Origin of the sequence: Virgisporangium aurantiacum, from assembly GCF_016863635.1 — a bacterium.
Classification (GTDB): Bacteria; Actinomycetota; Actinomycetes; order Mycobacteriales; family Micromonosporaceae; genus Virgisporangium; species Virgisporangium aurantiacum.
The window spans coordinates 56,363-78,807 of the sequence record NZ_BOPG01000045.1 but is presented as its reverse complement, the minus strand read 5'-3'; the positions used below and the strand labels follow the sequence as shown (position 1 = coordinate 78,807).

17 protein-coding genes are annotated in these 22,445 nt (G+C 71.5%); 11 read left to right on the top strand and 6 right to left on the bottom strand.

Annotated features, from left to right (window positions below; all coding sequences use genetic code 11):
- The first annotated feature begins 35 nt into the window (after nt 1-35).
- Nucleotides 36-722 carry a class I SAM-dependent methyltransferase gene (locus tag Vau01_RS33530; RefSeq protein ID WP_204001038.1) on the top strand — a complete coding sequence of 229 codons (687 nt, stop codon included), beginning with the start codon at nt 36-38 and terminating at the stop codon, nt 720-722.
- A 10-nt stretch (nt 723-732) separates the two neighbouring features.
- Nucleotides 733-2,178, top strand: coding sequence for a protein adenylyltransferase SelO (locus tag Vau01_RS33525; RefSeq protein WP_204001037.1), 1,446 nt, complete (start codon nt 733-735; stop codon nt 2,176-2,178).
- Here the strand turns inward: Vau01_RS33525 and Vau01_RS33520 are convergent.
- From Vau01_RS33520 to Vau01_RS33505, 4 genes are all read right to left on the bottom strand, one after another.
- Complete coding sequence (locus Vau01_RS33520; protein ID WP_204001036.1) at nt 2,154-2,888, bottom strand: GNAT family N-acetyltransferase; 735 nt, start codon at nt 2,886-2,888, stop codon at nt 2,154-2,156. The two genes, Vau01_RS33525 and Vau01_RS33520, sit on opposite strands and share 25 nt — an antisense overlap.
- Nucleotides 2,889-2,954: 66 nt before the next feature.
- On the bottom strand, nt 2,955-3,764 hold the full coding sequence (locus Vau01_RS33515; RefSeq protein ID WP_239152053.1) for a citryl-CoA lyase: 810 nt from the start codon (nt 3,762-3,764) through the stop codon (nt 2,955-2,957).
- A 68-nt stretch (nt 3,765-3,832) separates the two neighbouring features.
- Nucleotides 3,833-5,065, bottom strand: a complete 1,233-nt coding sequence (locus Vau01_RS33510; RefSeq protein WP_204001032.1) for a CaiB/BaiF CoA transferase family protein — start codon at nt 5,063-5,065, stop codon at nt 3,833-3,835.
- Between the two features lie 12 nt (nt 5,066-5,077).
- Nucleotides 5,078-5,857 (bottom strand): IclR family transcriptional regulator, encoded by a 780-nt coding sequence (locus Vau01_RS33505; RefSeq protein ID WP_239152052.1) that lies wholly within the window; start codon nt 5,855-5,857, stop codon nt 5,078-5,080.
- Nucleotides 5,858-6,034: 177 nt separating this feature from the next.
- On the opposite strand from Vau01_RS33505, the gene Vau01_RS33500 reads away from it, so the two are divergent.
- From Vau01_RS33500 to Vau01_RS33475, 6 genes are read left to right on the top strand one after another with little or no spacing between them, the layout of a single operon-like run.
- A complete protein-coding gene (locus tag Vau01_RS33500; RefSeq protein ID WP_204001029.1) occupies nt 6,035-7,534 on the top strand; it encodes an aldehyde dehydrogenase family protein in 1,500 nt (499 codons plus the stop codon).
- The gene (locus Vau01_RS33495; protein WP_204001026.1) at nt 7,531-9,255 is read left to right on the top strand and encodes a thiamine pyrophosphate-binding protein; all 1,725 of its coding nucleotides are present in this window, start codon (nt 7,531-7,533) and stop codon (nt 9,253-9,255) included. Before Vau01_RS33500 ends, Vau01_RS33495 begins: the two co-directional genes overlap by 4 nt.
- A gap of 41 nt (nt 9,256-9,296) precedes the next feature.
- Nucleotides 9,297-10,433: an ABC transporter substrate-binding protein gene (locus Vau01_RS33490; protein ID WP_204001023.1), complete on the top strand. Its 1,137-nt coding sequence runs from the start codon at nt 9,297-9,299 to the stop codon at nt 10,431-10,433.
- Nucleotides 10,433-11,302, top strand: a complete 870-nt coding sequence (locus Vau01_RS33485) for a branched-chain amino acid ABC transporter permease (protein WP_204001020.1) — start codon at nt 10,433-10,435, stop codon at nt 11,300-11,302. Before Vau01_RS33490 ends, Vau01_RS33485 begins: the two co-directional genes overlap by 1 nt.
- Nucleotides 11,299-13,110 (top strand): branched-chain amino acid ABC transporter ATP-binding protein/permease, encoded by a 1,812-nt coding sequence (locus Vau01_RS33480; protein WP_204001018.1) that lies wholly within the window; start codon nt 11,299-11,301, stop codon nt 13,108-13,110. Before Vau01_RS33485 ends, Vau01_RS33480 begins: the two co-directional genes overlap by 4 nt.
- Nucleotides 13,107-13,847, top strand: a complete 741-nt coding sequence (locus Vau01_RS33475; protein WP_204001016.1) for an ABC transporter ATP-binding protein — start codon at nt 13,107-13,109, stop codon at nt 13,845-13,847. Before Vau01_RS33480 ends, Vau01_RS33475 begins: the two co-directional genes overlap by 4 nt.
- A 2-nt stretch (nt 13,848-13,849) precedes the next feature.
- Here the strand turns inward: Vau01_RS33475 and Vau01_RS33470 are convergent, their stop codons facing one another.
- A complete protein-coding gene (locus Vau01_RS33470; protein WP_204001015.1) occupies nt 13,850-15,964 on the bottom strand; it encodes an outer membrane protein assembly factor BamB family protein in 2,115 nt (704 codons plus the stop codon).
- A 159-nt stretch (nt 15,965-16,123) separates the two neighbouring features.
- Here Vau01_RS33470 and Vau01_RS33465 point away from each other — a divergent pair, with 159 nt between their 5' ends.
- Genes Vau01_RS33465 through Vau01_RS33455 form a run of 3 tightly spaced genes read left to right on the top strand, consistent with a single transcriptional unit; the run spans nt 16,124 to nt 21,452 of the window.
- Nucleotides 16,124-18,823 (top strand): TIM barrel protein, encoded by a 2,700-nt coding sequence (locus tag Vau01_RS33465; protein WP_204001014.1) that lies wholly within the window; start codon nt 16,124-16,126, stop codon nt 18,821-18,823.
- Complete coding sequence (locus Vau01_RS33460) at nt 18,820-19,770, top strand: ThuA domain-containing protein (protein ID WP_204001012.1); 951 nt, start codon at nt 18,820-18,822, stop codon at nt 19,768-19,770. The genes Vau01_RS33465 and Vau01_RS33460 overlap by 4 nt, the downstream gene beginning before the upstream one ends.
- A complete protein-coding gene (locus Vau01_RS33455) occupies nt 19,767-21,452 on the top strand; it encodes an alpha/beta hydrolase domain-containing protein (RefSeq protein WP_204001010.1) in 1,686 nt (561 codons plus the stop codon). Before Vau01_RS33460 ends, Vau01_RS33455 begins: the two co-directional genes overlap by 4 nt.
- Here the strand turns inward: Vau01_RS33455 and Vau01_RS33450 are convergent.
- Complete coding sequence (locus Vau01_RS33450) at nt 21,449-22,435, bottom strand: aldo/keto reductase (RefSeq protein WP_239152051.1); 987 nt, start codon at nt 22,433-22,435, stop codon at nt 21,449-21,451. The two genes, Vau01_RS33455 and Vau01_RS33450, sit on opposite strands and share 4 nt — an antisense overlap.
- Between the last annotated feature and the right edge of the window lie 10 nt (nt 22,436-22,445).

Genomic DNA, 22,445 nt, shown 5'->3' with positions numbered 1-22,445 from the left:
GGGCCGGCGGACATCCAGCGAACCGAGGAGAATTCATGCCGATTCCGGCTGTCACCATCCAGGACACCGTCCATGATGTGGTCGTTGCTCCAGGGGTGGTCGGTAGCGACGGGATCCGCCTCGTGCCGGTGGTTCTGGTGCCGGAAGTCCGGCTGCACCTCGCCGACGACACGATCCTGCTGTGGGCCCGGCTGGAGGCGCAGGTCGGCAACCGGATGCCGTCCCCGTTCTGGGCCGACGCGTGGCTCGGCGGCCAGGCCGTCACCCGCTATGTCCTCGATCATCGCAACCTGGTCGCCGGCCGGCGGGTTCTCGACGTGGCGTCCGGTTCCGGCCTGGCCGCGATCGGCGCCGCCCTGGCCGGCGCGGCCGAGGTGACGGCCAACGACATCGATCCGTACGCGCTGGCCGCCGTCGAGATCAACGCCCGCGCCAACGGCGTCGACGTCGCCGTGCGTGGCGACGACATGCTCAGCGGCGACGGCGGCGACGCCGACGTGATCCTCGCCGGTGACGTGTTCTACAGCCCCGCCATGGCGTCCCGGATGATGGGCTTCATCGAACGGGCCACCGCCCGCGGCGCCACCGTGCTCGTCGGGGATCCCGGCCGCGACCACCTGCCCCCGCACCGGTTCCGGGAGCTCGCCGGCTACCCCGTCGCGGCGGCCGGTGCGGCGCCGGACGCCGAACGGACCTGGGTCACCGTCCTCAAGCCGACGTAGCCTCGGTGACGTGAGTACCACGACCATCGCCCTCGGCGACCGCTTCGCCCGGGACCTGCCCGAACTGGCGGTGCCGTGGAAGGCCGAGGCCGTGCCGGACCCGCGCCTGCTCGTCCTCGACGAGGCGCTCGCCGCCGACCTCGGCCTCGACCCGGCCTGGCTGCGCACCGACGCCGGTGTGCGGTTGCTGGTCGGCACCGGGGTTCCCGAGGGTGCCGCACCGGTGGCGCAGGCCTACGCCGGGCACCAGTTCGGCGGGTTCTCGCCGCGGCTCGGCGACGGCCGCGCGCTGCTGCTCGGCGAGTTGACCGACAGCCGTGGCGAGGTCCGTGACCTGCATCTCAAGGGCTCCGGGCGCACGCCGTTCGCCCGCGGTGGAGACGGGCTCGCCGCCGTCGGGCCGATGCTGCGCGAGTACGTCGTCAGCCGCGCGATGCACGGTCTCGGCATTCCCACCACGCGGTCGCTCGCGGTGGTGGCGACCGGGCGCACCGTCCACCGCGAGACGCCGCTGCCGGGCGCCGTGCTCGCCCGGGTCGCGAGCAGCCACCTGCGGGTCGGCACGTTCCAGTACGCCCGGGGCACCGGCAACGCCGACCTGCTGCGCCGGCTCGCCGACCACGCCATCGCCCGGCATCATCCCGCGGCCGCCGACTACCGTGCCCTGTTCGACGCCGTCGTCGCCGCCCAGGCGTCGCTGGTGGCCCGGTGGATGCTGGTCGGGTTCGTCCACGGGGTGATGAACACCGACAACATGACGATCTCCGGCGAGACCATCGACTACGGCCCGTGCGCTTTCATGGACGCGTACGACCCGGCCACCGTCTACAGCTCGATCGACCACGGGGGCCGGTACGCCTACGGCAACCAGCCGATCGTCGCGATGTGGAACCTCGCCCGGCTCGCCGAGGCGCTCCTCCCCCTGTTCGACGAGGTCGAGGAGAAGGCGATCGAGCGGGCGATGGAGTCCCTCGAACGGTTCAAACCCCTGTATGACGCCGCCTGGGCGGCCGGAATGCGCGCCAAGCTCGGCCTCCCCGCGGGCCTCGACGAAACCGTCGCCGTCGCGCTGGCCGAGGAGCTTCTCACGCTGCTGCGCGACGGCCGGGCCGACTACACGTCGTTCTTCCGCGACCTCGCCACAGCCGCCCGGGGTGCCGCCGACCCGGCCCGCAGCCACCTCCTCGACCTCGCCGCGTTCGAGCAGTGGCGGGAACGCTGGTACGCCACCGGTCCGGACGCCGACGCGATGGACCGGGTCAACCCGGTGTACGTCCCGCGCAACCACCTCGTCGAGGAGGCGCTCGCCGCCGCCGTCGTCGACGACGACCTGACGCCGGTGGAGCGGCTGGTCGACGCCGTGAGCACCCCGTACGACGAACGCCCGGGCCTCGACCGGTACGCCGCACCCGCCCCGCCCGACTTCGGCGCCTACCGGACGTTCTGCGGTACCTGAACCCACGCACTCAGCTGGCTACCGAGCTGGCGGAAGCCCAGCGCCCGGGCCACCCGCCGCGACGGTTCCGGGCGGGCCCGCCACTGCGGCAGCAACCCGTTCCGCAGCCCGTCGGCGACCGCCGCCGACGCGACTATCCGGGCGAGCCCGCGCCCGCGCAGGTCGGGCGCGGTGAGGACGCAGATGTGGGCCATCCCGCCGGGCCACCACTCGTAGCCCGCCGCGGCCACCGTCCGCGTGCCGTCGCGGACCACGAACGCCGGTGACGTGATGCCGCGCAGCCCGCACTCCTGCGCGTCGGCGTCCGACACCGATGCGAGCAACGCGACGAGATCGGGATGGTCGCGGGGGATCCTTTCGACCGCCGCCGACCCGGCCGGACGAAACTCCCGCTCGTCGAGGTAGGCCAGCGTGGCCGGACCCAGCAGGTCGACGACCGGCACCGCGGCACGGAACCGGTCGGGGTCGGTCAGTGCCGGGACCGGCACCCCGCCGAGTGCCCGCCGGACCGGCGCGGCCACGCCGTCGGCCGGCACGGTGGCGATGGCGGCGTCGCCGATCGCGACGATTCCGACCCAGCCCGGCGGGCACAGCAGCGACCCGCCCGCCACCACCACTTCGGCACCACCGGCGCCGGGAAAGGCCACCGGCACGCCGGCGAGTTCCACCCAGACCCGACGGGCCCGGTCGATCAGCGGATCGTCACCCATCGACCCATGGTCGGTGCGGACGCGTGTGCGCGCGACCGGGTTTCCGCACCACCGGATTCCGCACTGCTAGGGCCCGAGGTACTCGGGCAGGATCGACGGCGGGATGGGGCCTTTGTTCCGCCGGCCGCTGCCGGTCTCCTCCCAGGCGTGGGCGAGGATGCCGATCGTGCGGCTCAGCACGAACAGGCCGCGGGCCAGCGGCGCGGCGAAGCCGAGTTCGGCGTAGATGACCGCGGTGGCGCCGTCGATGTTCATCGGGACCGGCCGGCGATCGGGCCGGTCCGGATCGGGCCGGTTGAGGAGCGCCTCGACGGACCGGGCCGCCGCCGCGAACCGCCCCTCGACGACGCCGTCGGCGACCGCCTCGTCGACGAGCGCGAGCAGCGGGTCGCGGCGCGGGTCGACGGGGTGGAAGCGGTGGCCGAAGCCGGGCAGGTAGCGCGACCGCTCCCGCCAGGCGGCCACCACCGTCGCGGTCGCCGCGTCGAGGTCCGCCCCGTCCGCCTGCGCCGCGCAGATGTCCTGCAGCAGTTCCACGCACTGCTGGCCGGCACCGCCGTGCGAGTCGCCGAGCAGGTTGACCCCGGTGGCGATCGCGTTGTTCAGGCCCACCCCGCAGGTGGCGGCCATCCGGGCGGCGGCGATCGACGGCGCCTGCGGCCCGTGGTCGACGCCGGCGACCAGGGCGGCCTCGAGCAGGACCGCCTGCCCCGGAGCCGGCGGTTCGCCGCGCAGCATGAGCCAGATCATCTCGGTGAGGCCGACGGTCCCGATGAGGTCCTGAATCGGCCTGCCGCGCAGTTCGATGACTCCCGGGGCCATCCGGATGATGGCGGTCGACCACCACCGCGCGGACTCCTCGCTGCTTGCCTGCACCGCTCCGCCTTTCCGGATCACCCCTCGCCGCTTGACGTGGGACATGATCGGGCGAGATAACTAACGTACTAGTTCGTACAACAAGGAGGGCCTATGGAATCCGCGACTCCGGCGGCCCGCCAGCGCTTCACGATCGCGGGCAGTTCCTCGTTGTGTTCGCCGAGCAGCGGCGCCGCCCCGTCCGGGTGCTGCGGCTCGCCGTCGACGAGGACGCCGGTGCCGCTGAGCCGCACCGCGCGGCCGTCGGGCGCCCCATCTGCCGCCCGGCCGGGGAACGGGACCTCGGTGAAGAACCGCCGGTGGGCCAGCTGGTCGAGCTCCACCGCCTGGGGAACGGTGAGGATGCGGGCGGCCGGCACGCCCACGCGGTTGAGGTCCTGCTCCCACTCCAGCGCCGTCCGCTGCCGGAGCGCGGCGTTCAGCTCCCGGTTGAGCTCGTCGCGGTGCGCCTTGCGGGCGTCACGTTCGGCGAACCGGGGATCGGTGACGAGGTCGGGCCGGCCGACGCACCCGCACAGCCGCTCGAACTGCTCCTGCCGGTTGGCCGCGATGTTCAACGGACCGTCGGCGGCCTCGAACGTGCCCGACGGAGCGGCGGTGGGATTTTGATCCCCCATCGGCTCCGGCGCCACGCCGCCGACGAGATAGTTCGACACGGCCCACCCCATCGCGGACAGGGACGCCTCGAGCATCGACACGTCGAGCCACCGGCCGAGCCCGTCGCGGTGCCGCCCGGCGATCGCCGCGGTGACGGCCAGCGCCGCCATCAGCCCGCCCACCGAGTCGCTGACCGGGAAGCCGACGCGCAACGGTGCGACGTCGGGCGTCCCGGTGATGCTCATCATTCCGGACAGGCCCTGCACGATCTGGTCGTACGCGGGGGCCTGGCTCATCGGTCCGTCCTGGCCGAAACCGCTGATGGCGCAGTAGATGAGGGACGCGTTGAGCGCGTGCAACCGCGGCCAGTCGTAGCCCATGCGGGCCAGCACGCCGGCCCGGTAGTTCTCCACGAGCACGTCGGCGACGCCGATCAGCTCCTCGAAGGCGGCCCGGCCGGCGGCGTCCTTGAGGTCGAGCTCGACCGACTTCTTCCCGGCGTTCTGGGCCAGGAACGACGTACCGAGGCCGACGCCGTTCAGCGCGGGATCGGGCCCGAGGTGACGGGCCAGGTCACCGGCGCCGGGGATCTCGACCTTGACGACCTCCGCACCGAGGATCGCGAGCTGGTACGTGCAGTACGGCCCGGCGAGGACGTTGGTCAGGTCCAGTACGCGGATCCCGGCGAGCGGTCGGTGCGCCATCGATGGCCTCCTTTACAGCGGCATTCCGAGCGGGTGGTCGAAGCCGCGTTCGGACAGTTCGCGGGTGATGCGCCGGAGTTCGGCGGCGAACTCGTCGACCCGGGACTCGGTGAACCGCAGCGTCGGGCCGCTGAGGCTGAGCGCGGCGACCACCGCACCCGACCGGCCGAGGATCGGCGCCGCGACCGCCGACAGGCCCTCCTCGCGCTCGCCGTGGCTGACGGCGAACCCGCGCACCGCGGCCTCGTCGATCCACTCCCGCAGCCGCCGCACGTGGTTCGGCCCGTAGGGCGAGCCGCGGGCGATCCGGTCGAGCAGCGCCGGGTTGGCGTCGCGCAGCAGCACCTTCGCGGTGGCGCCGGCCCACAGCGGCAGTTCGTCACCGACGTGCACCACGTGGCGCAACGGTTGCGGGCTCTCCTGCTGGGCGATGCAGACGCGGTACACGTCGCGCACGACGTAGACGTTCACCGTCTCGCGTTGGCGGGCGGCCAGGTCGCGCATGCCCCGTTGGGTCTCCGGCGGGAGTTCCCAGCTGCGCTGCGCGAGATGCGCCCACCGCCACAGGCCGGGACCGGCCATGTAGCCGCCGGTCGTCGCCCACAGCAGGCCCGCCTGCTCCAATGTGGACACCAGCCGGATCACCGTGGTCTTGGCCAGCCCGGTCGCCTCGACGAACTCCCGGATGGTCACGATCGGCCGCTCGGCCGTCAACAGGGTCAGGATGTCGAGGGCCCGCTGGACGCTGCGGACCCCCTGCTGGTCGGTTCCTTCGGCGTCGGCCACCTTCACGGTTCCTCACTTTCCACACGTCCGTGTCGGCGACGATTCTCCCGCTTGCCGTGTGCCGGCTCCCATCCGTCTGTCCCTCTTGCCAGAACCGGCGGACGCCCGTACGTTACAGCCAGTCCGTACAGCGGTCTAGTGGTACCACCCAGCGGACCAATAGTGGACCTCTAGGAGCGGCCCGTGCTCACCACCATCCTCGAACCGACCGCCACCGATCCGGCCGGCATCGCGACGGCCCCGGCGCTGATCGCCGGCGCCTGGATCCGCACTGACGACCGGGGCGGTCCGGCGCTCGACCGCACCGGGCCGTACGTCCGGCGGACGGTGAGCCGCGCGGCCACCACCGACCCCGCGGACGTGGCACCGGTCGGCGCCTACGCCCGCGCCGCCGCCCGCCGGATCCGCCGCCTCGCCCCCGCCGCCCGCGCCGACATTCTGGACCGGGCGGCCCGCCTGGCGGTCGAGCGGCGCGACGACGTGGCCCGGCTCATCGCCCTGGAACTGGGCAAGCCGCTCAAGGACGGCCGGGGCGAACTCGACCGGGTCGCGGACACCCTGACGGTCTGCGCCGCCGAGGCCCGCCGCATCGGCGGCGAGGTGCTGCCGGTCGCCGGCTGGGCACGCGGAATCGGGAACACCGCCCTCACCTACCGCGCGCCGGCGGGGGTGGCGCTCGCGATCACCCCGTTCAACGCGCCGGCCAACCTGTTGGCGCACAAGCTCGGCGCGTCGTTCGCGGCCGGCAACACCACCATCGTCAAGGCACCGCCGCAGGCGCCGGCCACCTCGGCGGCCGTGGTCGCGATGCTGCTGGAGGCCGGCGCGCCGGTCGAGGCGGTGCAACTGCTGCACGGCGGCGGCGACGTCGGCGCCGCGCTGTGCGGTCTCACCGACGTCAGCGTCGTCAGCTTCACCGGCAGCGCGGCGACCGGCGCGGCGGTGGCCCGGGCCGCCGGCGCCAAGCGGCTGGTGCTCGAACTCGGCGGCAACGCCGCGACCATCGTGTGCGAGGACGCCGACATCGCCGCGGCGGCGACGGTGTGCGCCCGCACCGGATACTCCAACTCCGGCCAGAGTTGCATCTCGGTGCAGCGCGTCTACGTCCACCGCTCGCGCTACGACGACTTCGTCGACGCGTTGACGGCGGAGGTGGGCCGCCTCGTCGTCGGCGATCCCACCGACCCCGGCACCGATGTCGGGTCCATGGTGGACGATGCCGCGGCCGAGCGGGTCGTCTCCTGGGCCGCCGACGCGGTCCGCGGCGGCGCCCGGATCACCATCGGCGGTGACCGCGACGGCGCGACCGTGTTCCCCACCGTCGTCGCCGGCCCCGCGCCGGACGCGTCGGTCGTCGTCCACGAGGTGTTCGGTGCGCTGGTCGCCGTGCTGCCCTACGACGACTTCGACGCGGTCGTCGAGGCGTGCAACGCCAGCCGCTACGGCCTGCAGGCCGGCCTGTTCACCCGCGACATCGGCCGCGTCCTCACGGCGTGGCGGGAGTTGGAGGTCGGTGGGCTCGTCGTCAACGGTTCGTCGAACTTCCGCCTCGACCACGTGCCGTTCGGCGGCGTCAAGGACTCCGGGTTCGGACGGGAGTCGCCGGGACCGATGGTCGAGGACTTCACGGTCGTCAAGACGATGCTGCTGCGCGGCATGTCGATCTGGGGAGAAGAACTATGAGCGACCTGACGGGCGCGCTGGCCGTTGCCCAGCAACTGAAGGCGTACGGCGTGAAGTACGTCTTCGGCACCTGCGGGCACACCAACATCGCACTGCTGAGCGCGTTCGAGGAGGTCGGGGTCGACTTCGTCATCGCCCGCCACGAACAGGCCGCCGCGCACGCCGCCGACGGCTACGCCCGGATGTCCGGCGAGGTCGGCGTGCTGCTGGTACACGTCGGCCCGGGGATGATGAACGCCGTCACCGGCGTGGCGACCGCGGCGATGGACTCGGTGCCGCTGGTGACGATCGCCGGCGACGTGCCGTCGTACATGTACGGGCGGCACCCGCACCAGGAAGTGAACCTGCACACCGACGCCGACCAGACCGCCATCTTCCGGCCGTTCGTCAAGCGGGCCTGGCAGGCACACCGGGTGGAGGACGTGCCGCGGTTCCTGGAACGGGCCTTCTGGACGGCGACGTCCGGGCGGCCCGGTGCCGTGCTGCTCGACGTCCCCATGGATCTGTTCTCCCGCCCGCTTCCCGACGGACAGTTCCCCCTCCCGCGGACCGCGACCGCGCCCGCGCTGCCGGCCGACGACGCGCACCGCATCGCCGCGCTGCTGGCCGGTGCCGAGCGGCCGCTCGTCTATCTCGGCGGCGGCCTGAAGTCCACAGTGGACCTGACCCGGCTCGCCGAGCATCTCGACATCCCGATCGCGCATTCGTTGATGGCCAAGGGAGCCGTGCCCGACGCGCACCCGCTGGTGCTGGGAATGCCGGGGTTCTGGGGCATCGAGACCACCAACCGGTACACGCTCGAGGCCGACGTGGTACTCGCCATCGGTACGCGGTTCGCCGAGACCGACGCCAGTTCCTGGGATCCGGCCTACACGTGGCGGTTCCCGCCGTCGCGGCTCATCCAGATCGACATCGACCCGGCCGAGATCGGCCGCAACTTCCCGGTCGAGATCGGTGTCGTCGCCGACGCTTCCCTTGCCGTGAAAGCGATTCTCGAATCCGTCGTCGGGCATCCGGCGCGGAGCCGGCCGGAACTGCGTGCCACCATCGCCGCGGCACGCGAGGAACTCTTCGCCGGCAGCGCCGAACGCGGGCGCAGCGACCAGTTCCCGCTCCGCCCCGAACGCATCCTCGCCGACGTGCGCGCCGCGCTGCCCGCCGACGCCGTGCTCGTCACCGATGTCGGCTGGAACAAGAACGGGGTGGCGCAGTGCTACCCGCTGCCCGCCTCCGGCCGGTTCATCACCCCCGGCGGCGCGTCGACGATGGGGTTCGGCCCGGCCGCCGCGCTCGGCGTGCAAATGGCCGAGCCCGACCGGGTCGTCGTCGCGCTGATCGGCGATGGCGGGATGAGCGCACAACTCCCGGCCATACCGATGGCCGTCGAACGCGGGCTACCCGTCATCTTCCTGGTGATGAACAACCGCGCCCACGGCACGATCGCCGATCTGCAGGCGGCCAACTTCGGCCGCAGCTACGGGTGCGAGTTCCGCGATCCGGACGGCAACCCGTACAGCCCCGACTTCGCCGCCCTCGGCCGCGCCTGCGGCGCCGACGGCTACGACATCACGCGGCCCGAGGACCTCGTCGCCGCGCTCCGCACCGCCGTCGAACGCCGCCGACCGGCGGTGCTCGACGTGCCGATGGTCAACGAACCGGTACCCACCCCCGGCCACTGGAACATCAAGGACATCTACCGGGGCTCGTTCGCCCAGCCCTGAAACCCCACCACCACACCACCACCGTCCACACAGGAGTGACTATGTTCAAGCCCCTCCTCGCCCTGATCCTCGCCACCCCGATCTTCCTCGCCGCCTGCTCCGCACCCGGAAGCGACAACGACGACAAGGGCTCCGGCGAAGGCCCGATCAAGATAGCCGTCGTCAACGCGCAGAGCGGACAGCTCAGTTCGCTCGGTGCCTGGGAACACAAGGGCGTGAAGCTCGCCGCCGACGAGTGGAACAAGGCCGGCGGCATCAACGGCCGGAAGATCGAACTCGGCGTCTTCGACGACCAGGGCGACCCGACGGTCGGCACCAACCTGGCCCGCAAGATCGCCAGCGAGGGCTACATCGCGATGCTGGGCACCGCGGAGAGCGCGGTCACCATCGCGATGGCGCCGATCCTGCGCGACTCGAAGATCCCGAACATCACGTCCGGACAGTCGCCGGGCCTGGTCGCCGTCAAGAGCCCGTTCCTGTTCCTCAACGGCCCGACCAGCACGACGTACGACGAGACGCTCGCGAAGTACATCGTCGACAGCAAGGGCATCAAGAGCATCGCGATGATCACCAACAACGGCGGCTACGGCAAGGGCGAGCACGACGCGTTCCTGAAGGCGTTGCAGAGCCGCGGCGTCACGCCCCTGGACGACCAGATCGTCACCGGCGACCAGAAGGACTTCAGCGCCGCGCTCACGACGATCCGCCAGAAGAGCCCGCAGATCATCTTCATCGGCGCCGAGGAGGTGCAGTCGGGGCTCATCGTCAAGCAGGCCCGCGACCTCGGCATCACGGTGCCGTTCGCCGGTGCCGCGCCGCAGGGCACGCCGGTGTTCGCCGACACCGCCGGCGCGGCCAACGTCGAGAACACGGTGGTGTCCTCGCCGTACCTGAGCAACGACATCAGCGACGCGTCGAAGAAGTTCGCCGCGGCCTACAAGGCGGCCTACAACGAGGAGGCCGAACTGCACGGGGCCAAGGCGTACGACGGCGCGCAGATCCTGTTCACCGCGCTCAAGAACAGCGACATCGCGACCGGTGAGGAACTCGCCAACGCGATCCGGGCCACCAAGCACGACGGGCTGCTCGGCGACTTCGCCTACGACGACACGGGCGTGGGCATCTTCGCCACCACGATCGGCCTCATCAAGGGCGGCAAACTGGCGGCGGCCGGCTGATGCAGGTTTTCCTTCAGACGTTCATCGGCGGGGTGAGCCTCGGCGCGATCTATGCACTGGTCGCGCTGGGGTTCTCCCTCGTCTTCCGGACGATGGGTCTGGTGAACTTCTCCCACGGCAACGTGGTGATGATCGGCGCCTACATCGCGTCGACGTTCTACCTGACGGTGAAGCTGCCGTTCGCGCTCGCGATGGTGGTGGCGCTCGCCATCACCGGTCTCATCGGGGTGTTCATCGAACGGGTGCTGCGACCGTTGGAGAACAAGGACTTCGACCTGATGCTCATCGGCACCATCGGGTTCGGGATCGTGCTGGAGGCGCTGGCCATCATCATCTGGGGCGCCACCGGGCGGGCCGTGCCGAACCCGGTGGCCGTCGCGCCGATCGAGATCGCCGGGTTGCGCATCCGCACGTACGACCTCGTCGTGCTCGCGATCGCCGCCGCGGCGACGGCACTGCTCGTCTACTTCCTCCAGGTCACCAAGCGGGGCGCGGCGATGCAGGCGGTCGCCATGGACCACGAGGCGGCCACCGCCGTCGGCATCCACGTCGGGCGCAGCAACGCCATCGCGTTCATGCTCGGCGCCGCGCTCGCCGCGCTCGCCGGCGGCCTGGTCGGCCCGCTGCTGTACGTGAGCCCGGCGATGGGCGGAACGCTGGGCATCAAGGGCTTCGCCGCGGCGATCCTGGGCGGCTTCGGCTCCATCCCCGGCGCGATCGTCGGCGGCCTCGCGATCGGCGTCCTGGACTCCTTCGCCGCCGGGCACTTCCAGGGCTACAGCGAACTGGTCACGTTCCTCGTGTTCACCGTGCTCATCATGGTGCGCCCGATGGGCATCTTCGGGGAGAAGACGGTGAACCGGGCATGAGCCAGAGCACAAAACTCCGACTCGGCTCCGTCGCCGTCATCGGGATCCTGGCGTGGTTGCTGCCGTACCGGCTCGACTCGTACATGATCCACGTCGCCAACGTCACGATCCTGTTCGCGATCCTCGCGATCGGGCTCGGGCTCGTAATGGGCATCGCCGGGCAGATCAACCTCGCCCAGATCGCGTTCTTCGGCGTCGCCGCGTACGCCACCGCGATCCTCACCACGCGGGAGGGCCTCGGCTTCTGGACGGCCGCCGCGTTGGCGATGCTCATCTCCGCCGCCATCGGCGTGCTGATCGGCACTCCCGCGCTGCGCATGCAGTCGCACTATCTCGGCATCGTCACGCTCGGCCTGGCGCTGGCGCTCATCAACTGGGTCACCAACGCCCACGTCGCCGGCGGAGCCGAGGGGATCACCGGCATCCCCGCACCGGAACTGCCCGGCATCGACCTGCGCGACGACTACTTCTTCTACTACCTCGAACTCATCGTGTTCGCGCTGGCGCTGGCGTTCGGCCTGTTCGTGGTGCACACCCCGCTGGGACGCAAGATGCGCGCGATGCGCGACGACTCGCTCGCCGCGGGCGCGGTCGGCGTGCAGGTGCCGCAACTGCGAATGACGGCGTTCTTTCTGTCCAGTGTGTACGGTGGCGTCGCCGGGGTCCTCTACGCCGGACTGATCCGTTACGTGGCACCGGAAACGTTCAGCATCGCCAACATGTTCCTGCTGCTGGCGATGGTCATCATCGGCGGCCGGCAGAGCCTCGTGGGCTGCGTCGTCGGCGCGGTCGCGCTGTCGTTGCTGCGCGAGGTGCTCGTCGACTACCCGACCTACGCCCAGGTGATCTACGGCTCGGTCGTGGTGCTCACGGTCGTGTTCGCGCCGACCGGTCTCGCCGGTCTCCCCCGCCGCATCGCGGGCCGGTTCCTCCGGCGGACGGGCGAGATCCCGAAGCTCGGCCCGTTCCGTCCCTTCCCCGAGGCCGAGGCGCCGGCCGAGGGGGAAGTGCTTCAAGTGGACGCGGTGAGCATGCACTTCCGCGGCCTCAAGGCGCTGCAGGACGTGTCGTTGACCGTCGGCGCCGGTGAGATCCGGGGCATCGTCGGCCCCAACGGGTCGGGCAAGACCACGCTGTTCAACGTCGTCAGCGGGCTGTACCGGCCCACGTCCGGTCGGGTGCTGCTGGCCGGGCGCGACGTCACCAACGCCCGTCCGCACGTGCTCGCCCGGCTCGGGGTCGCGCGGACGTTCCAGAACCTGCGGCTGTTCCGGATGCTGACCGTGCGGGACAACCTCCTCGTCGCGCTCGACCAGACCACCATCCTCAGCAACTGGCGCTACGCGCTGTGGCCGGTCGGGGTGTGGCGGCACGACCGCGCCCTGCGCGCCCGGGCGGGCGAACTGCTCGACCGGTTCGGGCTGGCCGCGTTCGCCGGCTCCGCGCCCGGCGAGCTGCCGTACGGCACCCAGCGCCGGGTCGAGATCGCGCGGGCGATGGCCCGCCAGCCGCGGCTGCTGCTGCTCGACGAGCCGGCCGCCGGCCTGAACGGCGAGGAGGTGCGCCAGCTCGGCGAGATCGTGCGGTCGATCCGGGCCAGCGGCGTCACCGTGGTCATCATCGAGCACAACATGGGCCTGGTGATGTCGTTGTGCGAACGGGTCACGGTGCTCGCCAGCGGGCGCGTCATCGCCGACGGCAGCCCGGCCGAGGTGGCCCGGGCACCGCAGGTGGTGGAGGCGTACCTGGGTGACTCGGCGATGTCGGAGGACGTGCCCGAGGCCGTCGAGGAAGAGGTGACGCAATGACCGATGTGACCGCGCCGAAGACGTCCACTTTGGACTTCAGCGTCGACGGGCTCACCGTCCACTATGGAGGGGTGTGCGCGGTCGACGGGATCGGGTTCACCGTGCCGGCCGGCGAGTCGGTCGGCGTGATCGGTGCCAACGGCGCCGGCAAGACCTCGACGCTCAAGGCCGTGATGGGTCTGGTGCCGCGGCGGGTGACGTCGATGCGGTTCGGCGACAAGGACCTGAGCCGGGTCAAGGCGCGCGACATGGTGCGGCACGGCATCGGGTACGTGCCCGAGGGCCGGCACGTGTTCCCCGGGTTGCCGGTCGAGAAGAACCTGTTGCTCGGTGCGTACGCCCGCCGCTGGGACGCCGCGACCCGGGCCCAGCTCACCGAGATCTACGAGCTGTTCCCGGTGCTGGGTGAGATGAAGGACCGGCTCGCCGGCGCGCTGTCCGGCGGCCAGCAGCAGATGCTGGCGATCGGGCGGGCGCTCATGTGCAAGCCCCGGTTGCTGCTGCTCGACGAGCCGTCGATGGGCCTGTCGCCGATCCTCGTGGAGACCATCCTGGGTGTGCTGCAACGGCTGAACGGACAGGGGTTGAGCATGCTGCTGGTGGAGCAGAACGCCAAGCTGACGTTCGAGGCGACCACGACGTGCCTGGTGATGGAGCACGGCGAGGTGGCGATGCGGGGCCGGTCCGCGGATCTGACGCACGATCCGCGGGTCCGGCGGGTCTATCTGGGTCTGTGACGTCAGTACACCTCGACCTTGCCGGTCGAGCGCGGGCTGCCCGGGTCGTTGAAGAAGTACTCACCGGCCCGGGTGAACGTGTACTGGAACGACTGTCCAGGGTGGAGGGTCACGTTGAACAGGCCCTCGAAGAACTGGGTGACGCCGCGCGGTCCGGCGTTGGTGGCGGGGTTGGTGAACGTCACCGTCGTGCCGACGGGCACCCGCAGGTGGGTCGGCGCCATCGCGTTGACCCCGAACGATTCCGTGCCGCCGACCTGGCCGCCGCTGTACGTGCGTCCGATGACGACCGTGTTGCCGACCACCGCGCCCTCCACCGGGGCGCCCTGCACGGGCCGGCGGATGACCGGTGGCGCCGGCGCGGGAACCGGGTCGAGCCGGCCGCCGATCCGGAACGCCCACAGGTAGTCCCCGCGCGGGCCCGAGTTCCCGTACGGGATGCCGGTGCCGCCGGCGTAGACGGCGAGGTACTCGTCGTTGCCGACGCGGTACATGATCGGGCTGGAGCTGATCGCGGCGCCGGTCTGGAAGCGCCACAGTTCGCGGCCGGTCCGCGCGTCGAGCGCGAGCAGGTTGCCGTCGGGCTGGCCGATGAACAGCAGATCCGACGCGGTGGTGAGGATGCCGTTGCCGTGCGCCAGCGAGTACGGCATGCGCTTCTTCCACGTCACCCGGTTCGTGCTGACGTCGACCGCGACGACGCCGCCGGTCTGGTACTCCCCCGGCGGCCGCAGCCCGTTGCTGGCCTCGGTGAGCGAGTGGGCCGCAGCGACGTAGCCGTACCCGGTGTAGACCAGCCCGGTGCGGTGGCTGAACGACAGGTGCGACCAGTCGCCGCCCCCGCCGTGGCCCGGGATCGACAGGATCGGCACGTCCCAGTGCGGCGTGTACAGCGCGCCGGTGACGTAGTTCGGCACGGCCCGGTTGGGGTCGCCGGGAACCTCGGTTCCCAACGGTTGGTCGACGGGGCGCTGCTCGGTCCAGCCACCCTGCACCGGGAACGGCTGGGTCGGCCAGGTCTTCTGTCGTGGCTCCTGCGGCACCGGGCGCTCGACGATGCCGAGCGGCGCCGACCCGTCGACGCGGTCGAGGACGAAGAACATCCCGGACTTGCTGCCGTAGACCACCACCTTGCGGTTGCGGCCGCGGATGCGCACGTCGGCGAGGACGGGCGCCATCACGTTGTCCATGTCCCAGATGTCGTGGTGGATGGACTGGAAGTGCCATTTGTAGGCGCCGGTGCGCAGGTCGAGGGCCACCAGCGAGTTGGCGAACAGGTTCTGCCCGCCTCGTTGCGAGCCGTCCTGCGAGGAGTTGAAGCCGCGCGCGTTGCCGAACGTCCAGTAGGTGAGCCCGAGTTCGGGGTCGACGGCCGGGTGGATCCACGGCGTGGCGCCGCCCTCCGTCCACGACTCGCCCTCCCAGGTGTCGTGGCCGAGTTCGCCGGGGCCGGGGGTGCCCCAGAAGTGCCACTTCACGTCGCCGGTGCCCGCGTCGAACGCGACCGCCGCGCCGCGCGGGCCGTCGTTGGTGCCGCAGAACAACATGCCGTCGCAGTAGACGACGGCGACCTTCTCGATGTTGCCGAAGCCCTCGACCTGACGCTCCCACACGACCTGACCGGTGGCGCGGTCGAGCGCGATCACGTAGTTCTCGTTGGACTTGGTGAACACCTTGCCGTCGCCGACCGCCACGCCGCGACGCACCAGCGTCCCGCGCGTCTGTTGGTAGCGCCACTTCGTCTGCCCGGTGACGCCGTCGACGGCGATCACGTTGCCGAAGGCGGACTCGATGTAGATGACGCCGTCGACCACGACCGCGGTGCTCTCGTTGTTGCCTTCGGTGATGCCGCCCTCGATGCGGTTCAGCCAGGCGCCACGGAGGTGCCGGACGTTGCCGCGGTCGATGCGGCGCAGCGAGCTGTAGTTCTGGTTGCCGAGGTTGCCGCCGACCTTCGGGAAGTCACGGTCGCCGGGGGTGTCGAAGCGGGCCAGGTCGGCCGCTGTCGGAGGTTTGTGGCCGGCGTCGGCCGGGCCCGATACGGACTGACCGACGGCCGTCGCGGCCGCTGCCGCGGCGACGCCTTTGAGGACGTGTCGGCGGTCGATCTGCACCATCTGCATCACCTGGAGTCCCACTAGACGGATCAATAGGTTCACTAGACGGTCACACTAGGCCGAGCTTGTGTTCTATTGCTAGTGGCAGGAACCTATCGCTATATTCAGCCGCACTGATTCGACACAGAAGGTCCGCTAGATGGACCTGGAGGTGGTCACATGCCCACCACGCCGTCACCGGGCTACCGCCTCACGATCGCGACCGGCTGCCTGTCGGGCGCCCTCGACGACAAGCTGGCCGCGGCCGCCGCCGCCCGGTTCCACGGGATCGAGCTCTTCGACCGCGACCTCGTCTCCTCCGCGTGGTCACCCGCTCGGATCCGCCAGGAGTGCGCGCGGCGCGGCCTGTCCATCGACCTCTATCAGCCGTTCCGTGACTTCGAGGCGGTACCGCCCGACCTGTTCGCGGCGAACCTCCGCCGGGCCGAGCGGACCTTCGACGTCCTCGAACAGCTCGGCGCCACGACGCTGCTGGTCTCCTCGACGGTCGCGGCCGAGGCGGTGGACGACGACGACCTGGCCGCCGAACACCTGCACACGCTCGCCTCGCGGGCCGAACGGCGGGGCATCCGGATCGCGTACGAGGCACTGGCGTGGGGGCGGCACGTCAACAGCTACCGGCACGCCTGGCGGATCGTGCGCCGGGCCGACCATCCGGCGCTCGGGCTGTGCCTGGACAGCTTCCACGTCCTGTCGCTGACCGACGACCTCGCCGGCATCCGCGTCATCCCGGGGTCGAAGGTGTTCCACCTGCAGCTGGCCGACGCCCCGCGGCTGACCATGGACCCCGCCGAGTGGAGCCTGCACCACCGGCAGTTCCCCGGTCTCGGCTCCTTCGACCTCACCGCGTTCACCGCCGCGGTGCTCGGCACCGGCTACGACGGTCCGCTGTCGCTGGAGGTCTTCAACGACGTCTACCGGCAGGCGGATCCGCGCCACGCCGCGATCGACGGCATGCGCTCATTGCTCACCCTCCAGGAGTCCGTGGCGGCGGCGGACGATCGTCTGCGGTCCGGCGACCTGCCGCCCGCGGCCGGGCTCACCGGGCACGCGTTCACCGAACTCGCCGTCGACGACGTCTCCGGTCCCCGCGTCGCGCGCACCCTCACCGCGCTCGGCTTCGCCCACACCGGCCAGCACCGGTCGAAGCCGGTCCAGCTGTGGGAGCAGGGATCGGCCCGGATCCTGCTGAACTTCGCCGCGCAGCGCACCGTCGCGCCCGGCACGGCGACGATCTGCGCGCTCGCGGTGGAGAGCACCGACCCGCTCGGGTCCACCCGCCGGGCGGAGCGGCTGCTCGCACCGGTGCTGCCCCGGCTGCACCAACCCGAGGAGGCCGAGCTGATGTCGGTCGCGGCGCCCGACGGGCGCGCGGTCTTCCTCGTCGGAACCGACGCCTGGCTGACGGACTTCGTGCCGACCGGCACGCCGGCCGCGGGTGGCGGCCGGATCACCGGCACCGACCACGTCCTGCTGACCGACCCGCTCGACGACTTCGACGAGACCACGCTGTTCTACCGCGCCGTCCTCGGCCTGCACGCCGCCGGAACCACCGAGATCGCCGCGCCGTTCGGGCTCATCCGCAGCCGGGCCGCCACCGACCCGACCCGCCGGGTCAGGATCGCGCTCAACACCGCGCCGCTGCGGCGCGGCGACTGGGCCCCGACGATCCCCGACCCGCAGTACGTCGCGTTCGGCTCCGACGACGCGATCGCCGGTGCCGAGGCGATGCACGCGCTGGGCGCGCCCGTGCTGAAGATCCCCGACAACTACTACGACGACCTCGACGCCCGCTACGAACTGCCGCCGGACCTGCTGTCGGCGCTGCGCAAGCACTCGATCCTCTACGACCGCGACGAACACGGCGAGTACCTGCACTTCTACACCGAGATGCTCGGGTCACGCGTGTTCTTCGCGGTGGTGCAGCGCATCGGCGGCTACGCCGGCTACGGCGATCCGGCGAGCGTCCCGGTCCGCATGGCCGCGCACCGGGAACGCCGGCTGCTCTCCCTGCGCTCCGGCCGCGACGCGACCACGCCCCAGAAACACGACTACTCCCTGGCCCACCTGACGGCGCTGAGCCTCTCGCCGCCGGAACTGATCGACGCGGCCGCCGACGCCGGCTACCGGTACGTGGGCCTGCGACTGACCCGGGTGACCCCGCAGGAGCCGCACTATCCACTGGCGACGGACCCGCAGCTGCTGCGCACCACGAAGGTGCGGCTCGCCGCGACCGGCATCGAGGTCCTCGACATCGAACTGGCGCGGATGAGCCCGCAGGACGACCCCCGCGACTTCCAACGGATCCTCGACACCGGCGCCGAACTCGGCGCGCGCCACGTCATCACCCAGCTTCCCGACCCGGACCGGTCGCGCAAGACCGACCGGTTCGCCCAGCTGTGCGAGATGGCCCGCCCGCTCGGGCTGACCATCGACCTCGAGTTCCCGTCCTGGACCGAGACACCCGACCTCGGCGCCGCGGTCCGCGTGCTGCGCGGCGCCGGCCAGCCACCCAACGCCGGAATCCTCGTCGACCTGCTGCACTTCGCCCGGTCCGGGTCGAGCCTCGCCGACCTGCGGCAGCTGCCGGCGGAGTGGTTCCACTTCGTCCACGTCTGCGACGCGCCGCCCGGCGTGCCGGTCACCACCGACGGTCTCATCCACACCGCGCGGTTCGAGCGCCTGTTCCCCGGCGAGGGCGGCATCGACGTGCCCGGCATCCTCGACGCGCTGCCGCCCGGGCTGCCCTACGCGCTGGAGATCCCGCGCGCCACCCTCGTCGCCCAGGTCGGCGGCAAGGAGCACGCCCGCCTGTCCATCACCGCCACCCGCGACTACCTCAGTCAGGAGTTCCGTTGAAACGCAACCTCTTCCTGCACGCGGCGCTCGGTGCCGCGCTCATCGTGCTCGCGACATCGGTACCCAGCTCCGCCGACCGGCCGAAGGACAGCGGGGCACAGAACCTCGGCACGCCCGACTACGGCGTCTGCCGCGGCACCGACCCGGAGTGCTACCACGACTGGGGCAACTTCGATCCCGCCACCAACGGCTACCGCGTGCTCGTCTACAGCCGCACCGCCGGCCCGCGCCACGCCCACCTCGGACCGGCGCTGCCACCCGGCCTCAACCCGCCGCTGGCACCCGAGAACGCGGCGCAGAACGCGCTCGTGAAACTGGGGCAGCAGAACGGTTTCGCCGTCGACTGGACCGAGGACGTCACCCAGCTGAACTCGCCGGCGCGGCTGTTCCGCTACAACGCCGTCATCTTCATGAGCACCACCCGCGACACCCTCGACGACCCGGCGCAGACCGCGTTGCGCCAGTACATCCGCGGCGGTGGCGGCTTCGTCGGCATCCACAACGCGTTCGGCACCGAGTACAACTGGGAGTGGTACGAGGGCCTGCTGGGCGGCGCCAACTACTACGACCACGGGCGCAACCAGCCGGGCACCGTCGTCACCCAGAGCCGCCGCGACGCGTCCACCGCCGGCCTGCCGGCCCGCTGGGACTTCGCCGACGAGTGGTACAACCTCGTTCCGTTCCCCAGCCGCGTCCGCGTTCTCGCCACCGTCGACGAGTCGACGCTTCCCGGCGGCGTGCGGGGCGGCAGCGGCCACCCGGGCCACGGGCGCAACCACCCCGTGTCGTGGTGCCAGTACTACGACGGCGGACGCGCGTGGGTCACCACGCTCGGCCACGCGGTCGAAGCCTGGACCGACGCCCCGATGCCCGGCGACGACCACTTCACGCGGCACGTGCTCGGCGGCATCGAGTCCGCCATGGGTCGCAAGCCGTTCTGCCGATGAAACTCCTCATCCTCGCGTTGCTGGCCGGTGAGCTGTCGGCGCCACCGGCCCGGGCCGCCGAAACGGTTCCCGTCCCCGCGGTCTCCGCGGCGGTTCCGGGCGCGGGCTTCTTCGCCAGCGACCTCGACCTCGCCGGCCGCGGCTACGTGGAACAGGAGTTCTTCTACGGCGGACGCGCGAACGTCTACGACGCCACCGTCGCGCCCGGCATCGGCGCCCGGCCGACGCCGTCGCCGACCGCGAACATCGTGTCGGCCGACCATCCGTACCGCACCCGCATGGTCGTCCGGCGACCCGCGCGGGCACAGGACTTCAACGGCACCGTCGTCGTGGAGTGGCTCAACGCCACCAGCCAGTACGACGTCGAGGCGCTGTGGTTCCGCACGCACGAGTTCCTGATGCGCGACGGCTACGCCTGGGTCGGCATCACCGCGCAGAGCGCCCCGATCACCAACCCCACCCTGGGACTGAAGGCGTTCGACCCGCAGCGGTACGGGTCGCTCGACCTCACCGACGGCGGCACGCTCACATCCGGCGATCCGCTGTCCTACGACGTCTACGCGCAGGGCATCCAGGCCGTCCGGCACGCGGCGGTCCTCGGCGGCCTGCGGACCCGGGTCAGGACCGTGGTCGCGGCCGGCGTCTCCCAGTCCGCCGGCCGGGTATCCGTGTTCACCAACGCGATCCAGCCGCGCGGCCGGGCCGTCGCCGACGCGGTGCTGCTCTACGTCGGCGGCGAACGGATGCGCGACGACCTGCGCCTGCCGGTGTTCAAGGTGCTGTCCGAGACGGAGTTCGCCAGCCCGCCGACGTCGGGTGCCAACGAGATCAGCTCGCTGCAGCCCGACACCGGCCGCATGCGTACGTGGTCGGTGGCGGGCACGTCCCACTCGGACTGGGCGTCGTTCGCCGTCCGCTACGCCCTGCTGAAGCGCGACCAGCCGACCGCGCCGCTGCGCGACACCTGCGCGCGGCCCAGCCGCAGCCGCATCCCGGACCGCTACACGCTGTCGGCCGCCACCGACCACCTGGTGCGGTGGGCCCGGCACGGCGTCCCGCCACCGACCGCGCCGCCGATCGCGCTGGCCGCCGACGGGACAACGGTGCGGCGGGACGCGCACGGCAACGCCCTGGGCGGGCTGCGCCTGGCGCCGTTCGCCGTGCCGGTGGCGCTCGACACGGGCGTGAACGAGAACCCGCCGGGCGGTACCGGGTTGTGCTTCCTCAACGGCACGCACGTCCCGTTCGACCGGGCGACCCTCAACGCCCTCTACCCGACCGCGTTCACCTACCGCTGGCGGTTCGCGGTCGCGGTGGCCGGCAACGTGCGGGCCGGCTACGTCCTCCCGGCCGACGCGGCCGAAATGCTGCGGGACGCGCAGGCGTCACTCGCGGGCCGCGACCTGGAATGCGGGCCGCTGTGCGCCAACGTCGCCCAGTTCCCGATCCAGCCGTCGACCCAGCTCCTGCGCGACCACACCGCGTTCCTGTACCTGCGCGGCGGCGAACCGCTCCTGCGCACCCTCGACCGGGCGACGCTCGCGGTGGCCCGGGGCCGCAACGCGGAGGCCGTCCGGTTGCTGGAAACCTACCGCGTCCAGCTCCGCACCACCCCCGCGACCGCGGGTCAGCTCCAGCTCCTCGACGGCTACGCGGCCGAACTGATCGCCCGGCTCGCCTAGCGGTCGATCATCCGTTGCATGTGTTCGGGGTAGCGCTCGCCCTGGACGTCGACGCGGTCGGCGGCGTCGGTGATCTCCTTCAGGTCGTCGGAGGTCAGCTCGACGTCGACCGCGTCGGCGTTCTCGTGGAGCCGGGCGATCTTCGTGGTGCCGGGAATCGGGACGATCGTGGGGTGCTGGGCCAGCAGCCACGCCAGCGCGATCTGGGCGTTCGTGGCGCCCTTGCGGGCGGCGATCGCCGACAGCAGGTCAACCAGCGCCTGGTTGGCGATCCGGGCCTGTTCGGTGAACCGGGGCAGCGTGTTGCGCACGTCGGAGTCGCTGAACGCCGTGCTGCTGCTGATGGCACCGGTCAAAAAGCCTTTGCCCAGCGGGCTGAACGGGACGAACCCGATGCCGAGTTCGAGCAGCGTGGGCAGGATCTTCTCCTCGGGCTCGCGCCACCACAGCGAGTACTCGCTCTGCAGCGCGGCGACCGGCTGCACCGCGTGCGCGCGCCGGATGGTGTCGACGCCGGCTTCGGACAGGCCGAAGTGCTTCACCGTGCCGGCGGCGACGAGGTCCCGCACCGTGCCGGCGACGTCCTCGATCGGCACGTCCGGGTCGACGCGGTGCTGGTACAGCAGGTCGATGCTGTCGACGCCGAGCCGGCGCAGGGAGTCCTCGACGGTGGCCCGGATGTTCTCGGGGCGGCTGCTGAGGCCGGTGTTGCGGTCGCCGTCGAAGGAGAAGCCGAACTTGGTGGCGATGACGACCTCGTCGCGGACGGCTGCCAGGGCCCGCCCGACGAGCGTCTCGTTCGTGAACGGACCGTACATCTGGGCGGTGTCGAAGAACGTGATGCCACGGTCGACAGCGGCCCGGATCAGGGCGATGCCGTCCCGATCGTCGACGGCCGGGCCGAAGGCGTGGCTGAGGCCCATGCAACCGAGACCGATCGCCGAGACCTCCGGACCGCCGGTACCGAGTTGGCGCGTGATCACAATGCGCTCC

What these genes read in the sequence shown, in the direction of transcription:
- Vau01_RS33520 (WP_204001036.1), bottom strand. Translation starts at nt 2,888, where the DNA reads ATGGGTGACGATCCGCTGATCGACCGGGCCCGTCGGGTCTGGGTGGAA.
- Vau01_RS33455 (WP_204001010.1), top strand. Translation starts at nt 19,767, where the DNA reads ATGAAACTCCTCATCCTCGCGTTGCTGGCCGGTGAGCTGTCGGCGCCA.
- Vau01_RS33490 (WP_204001023.1), top strand. Translation starts at nt 9,297, where the DNA reads ATGTTCAAGCCCCTCCTCGCCCTGATCCTCGCCACCCCGATCTTCCTC.
- Vau01_RS33510 (WP_204001032.1), bottom strand. Translation starts at nt 5,065, where the DNA reads ATGGCGCACCGACCGCTCGCCGGGATCCGCGTACTGGACCTGACCAAC.
- Vau01_RS33475 (WP_204001016.1), top strand. Translation starts at nt 13,107, where the DNA reads ATGACCGATGTGACCGCGCCGAAGACGTCCACTTTGGACTTCAGCGTC.
- Vau01_RS33530 (WP_204001038.1), top strand. Translation starts at nt 36, where the DNA reads ATGCCGATTCCGGCTGTCACCATCCAGGACACCGTCCATGATGTGGTC.
- Vau01_RS33470 (WP_204001015.1), bottom strand. Translation starts at nt 15,964, where the DNA reads ATGGTGCAGATCGACCGCCGACACGTCCTCAAAGGCGTCGCCGCGGCA.
- Vau01_RS33480 (WP_204001018.1), top strand. Translation starts at nt 11,299, where the DNA reads ATGAGCCAGAGCACAAAACTCCGACTCGGCTCCGTCGCCGTCATCGGG.
- Vau01_RS33495 (WP_204001026.1), top strand. Translation starts at nt 7,531, where the DNA reads ATGAGCGACCTGACGGGCGCGCTGGCCGTTGCCCAGCAACTGAAGGCG.
- Vau01_RS33485 (WP_204001020.1), top strand. Translation starts at nt 10,433, where the DNA reads ATGCAGGTTTTCCTTCAGACGTTCATCGGCGGGGTGAGCCTCGGCGCG.
- Vau01_RS33465 (WP_204001014.1), top strand. Translation starts at nt 16,124, where the DNA reads ATGCCCACCACGCCGTCACCGGGCTACCGCCTCACGATCGCGACCGGC.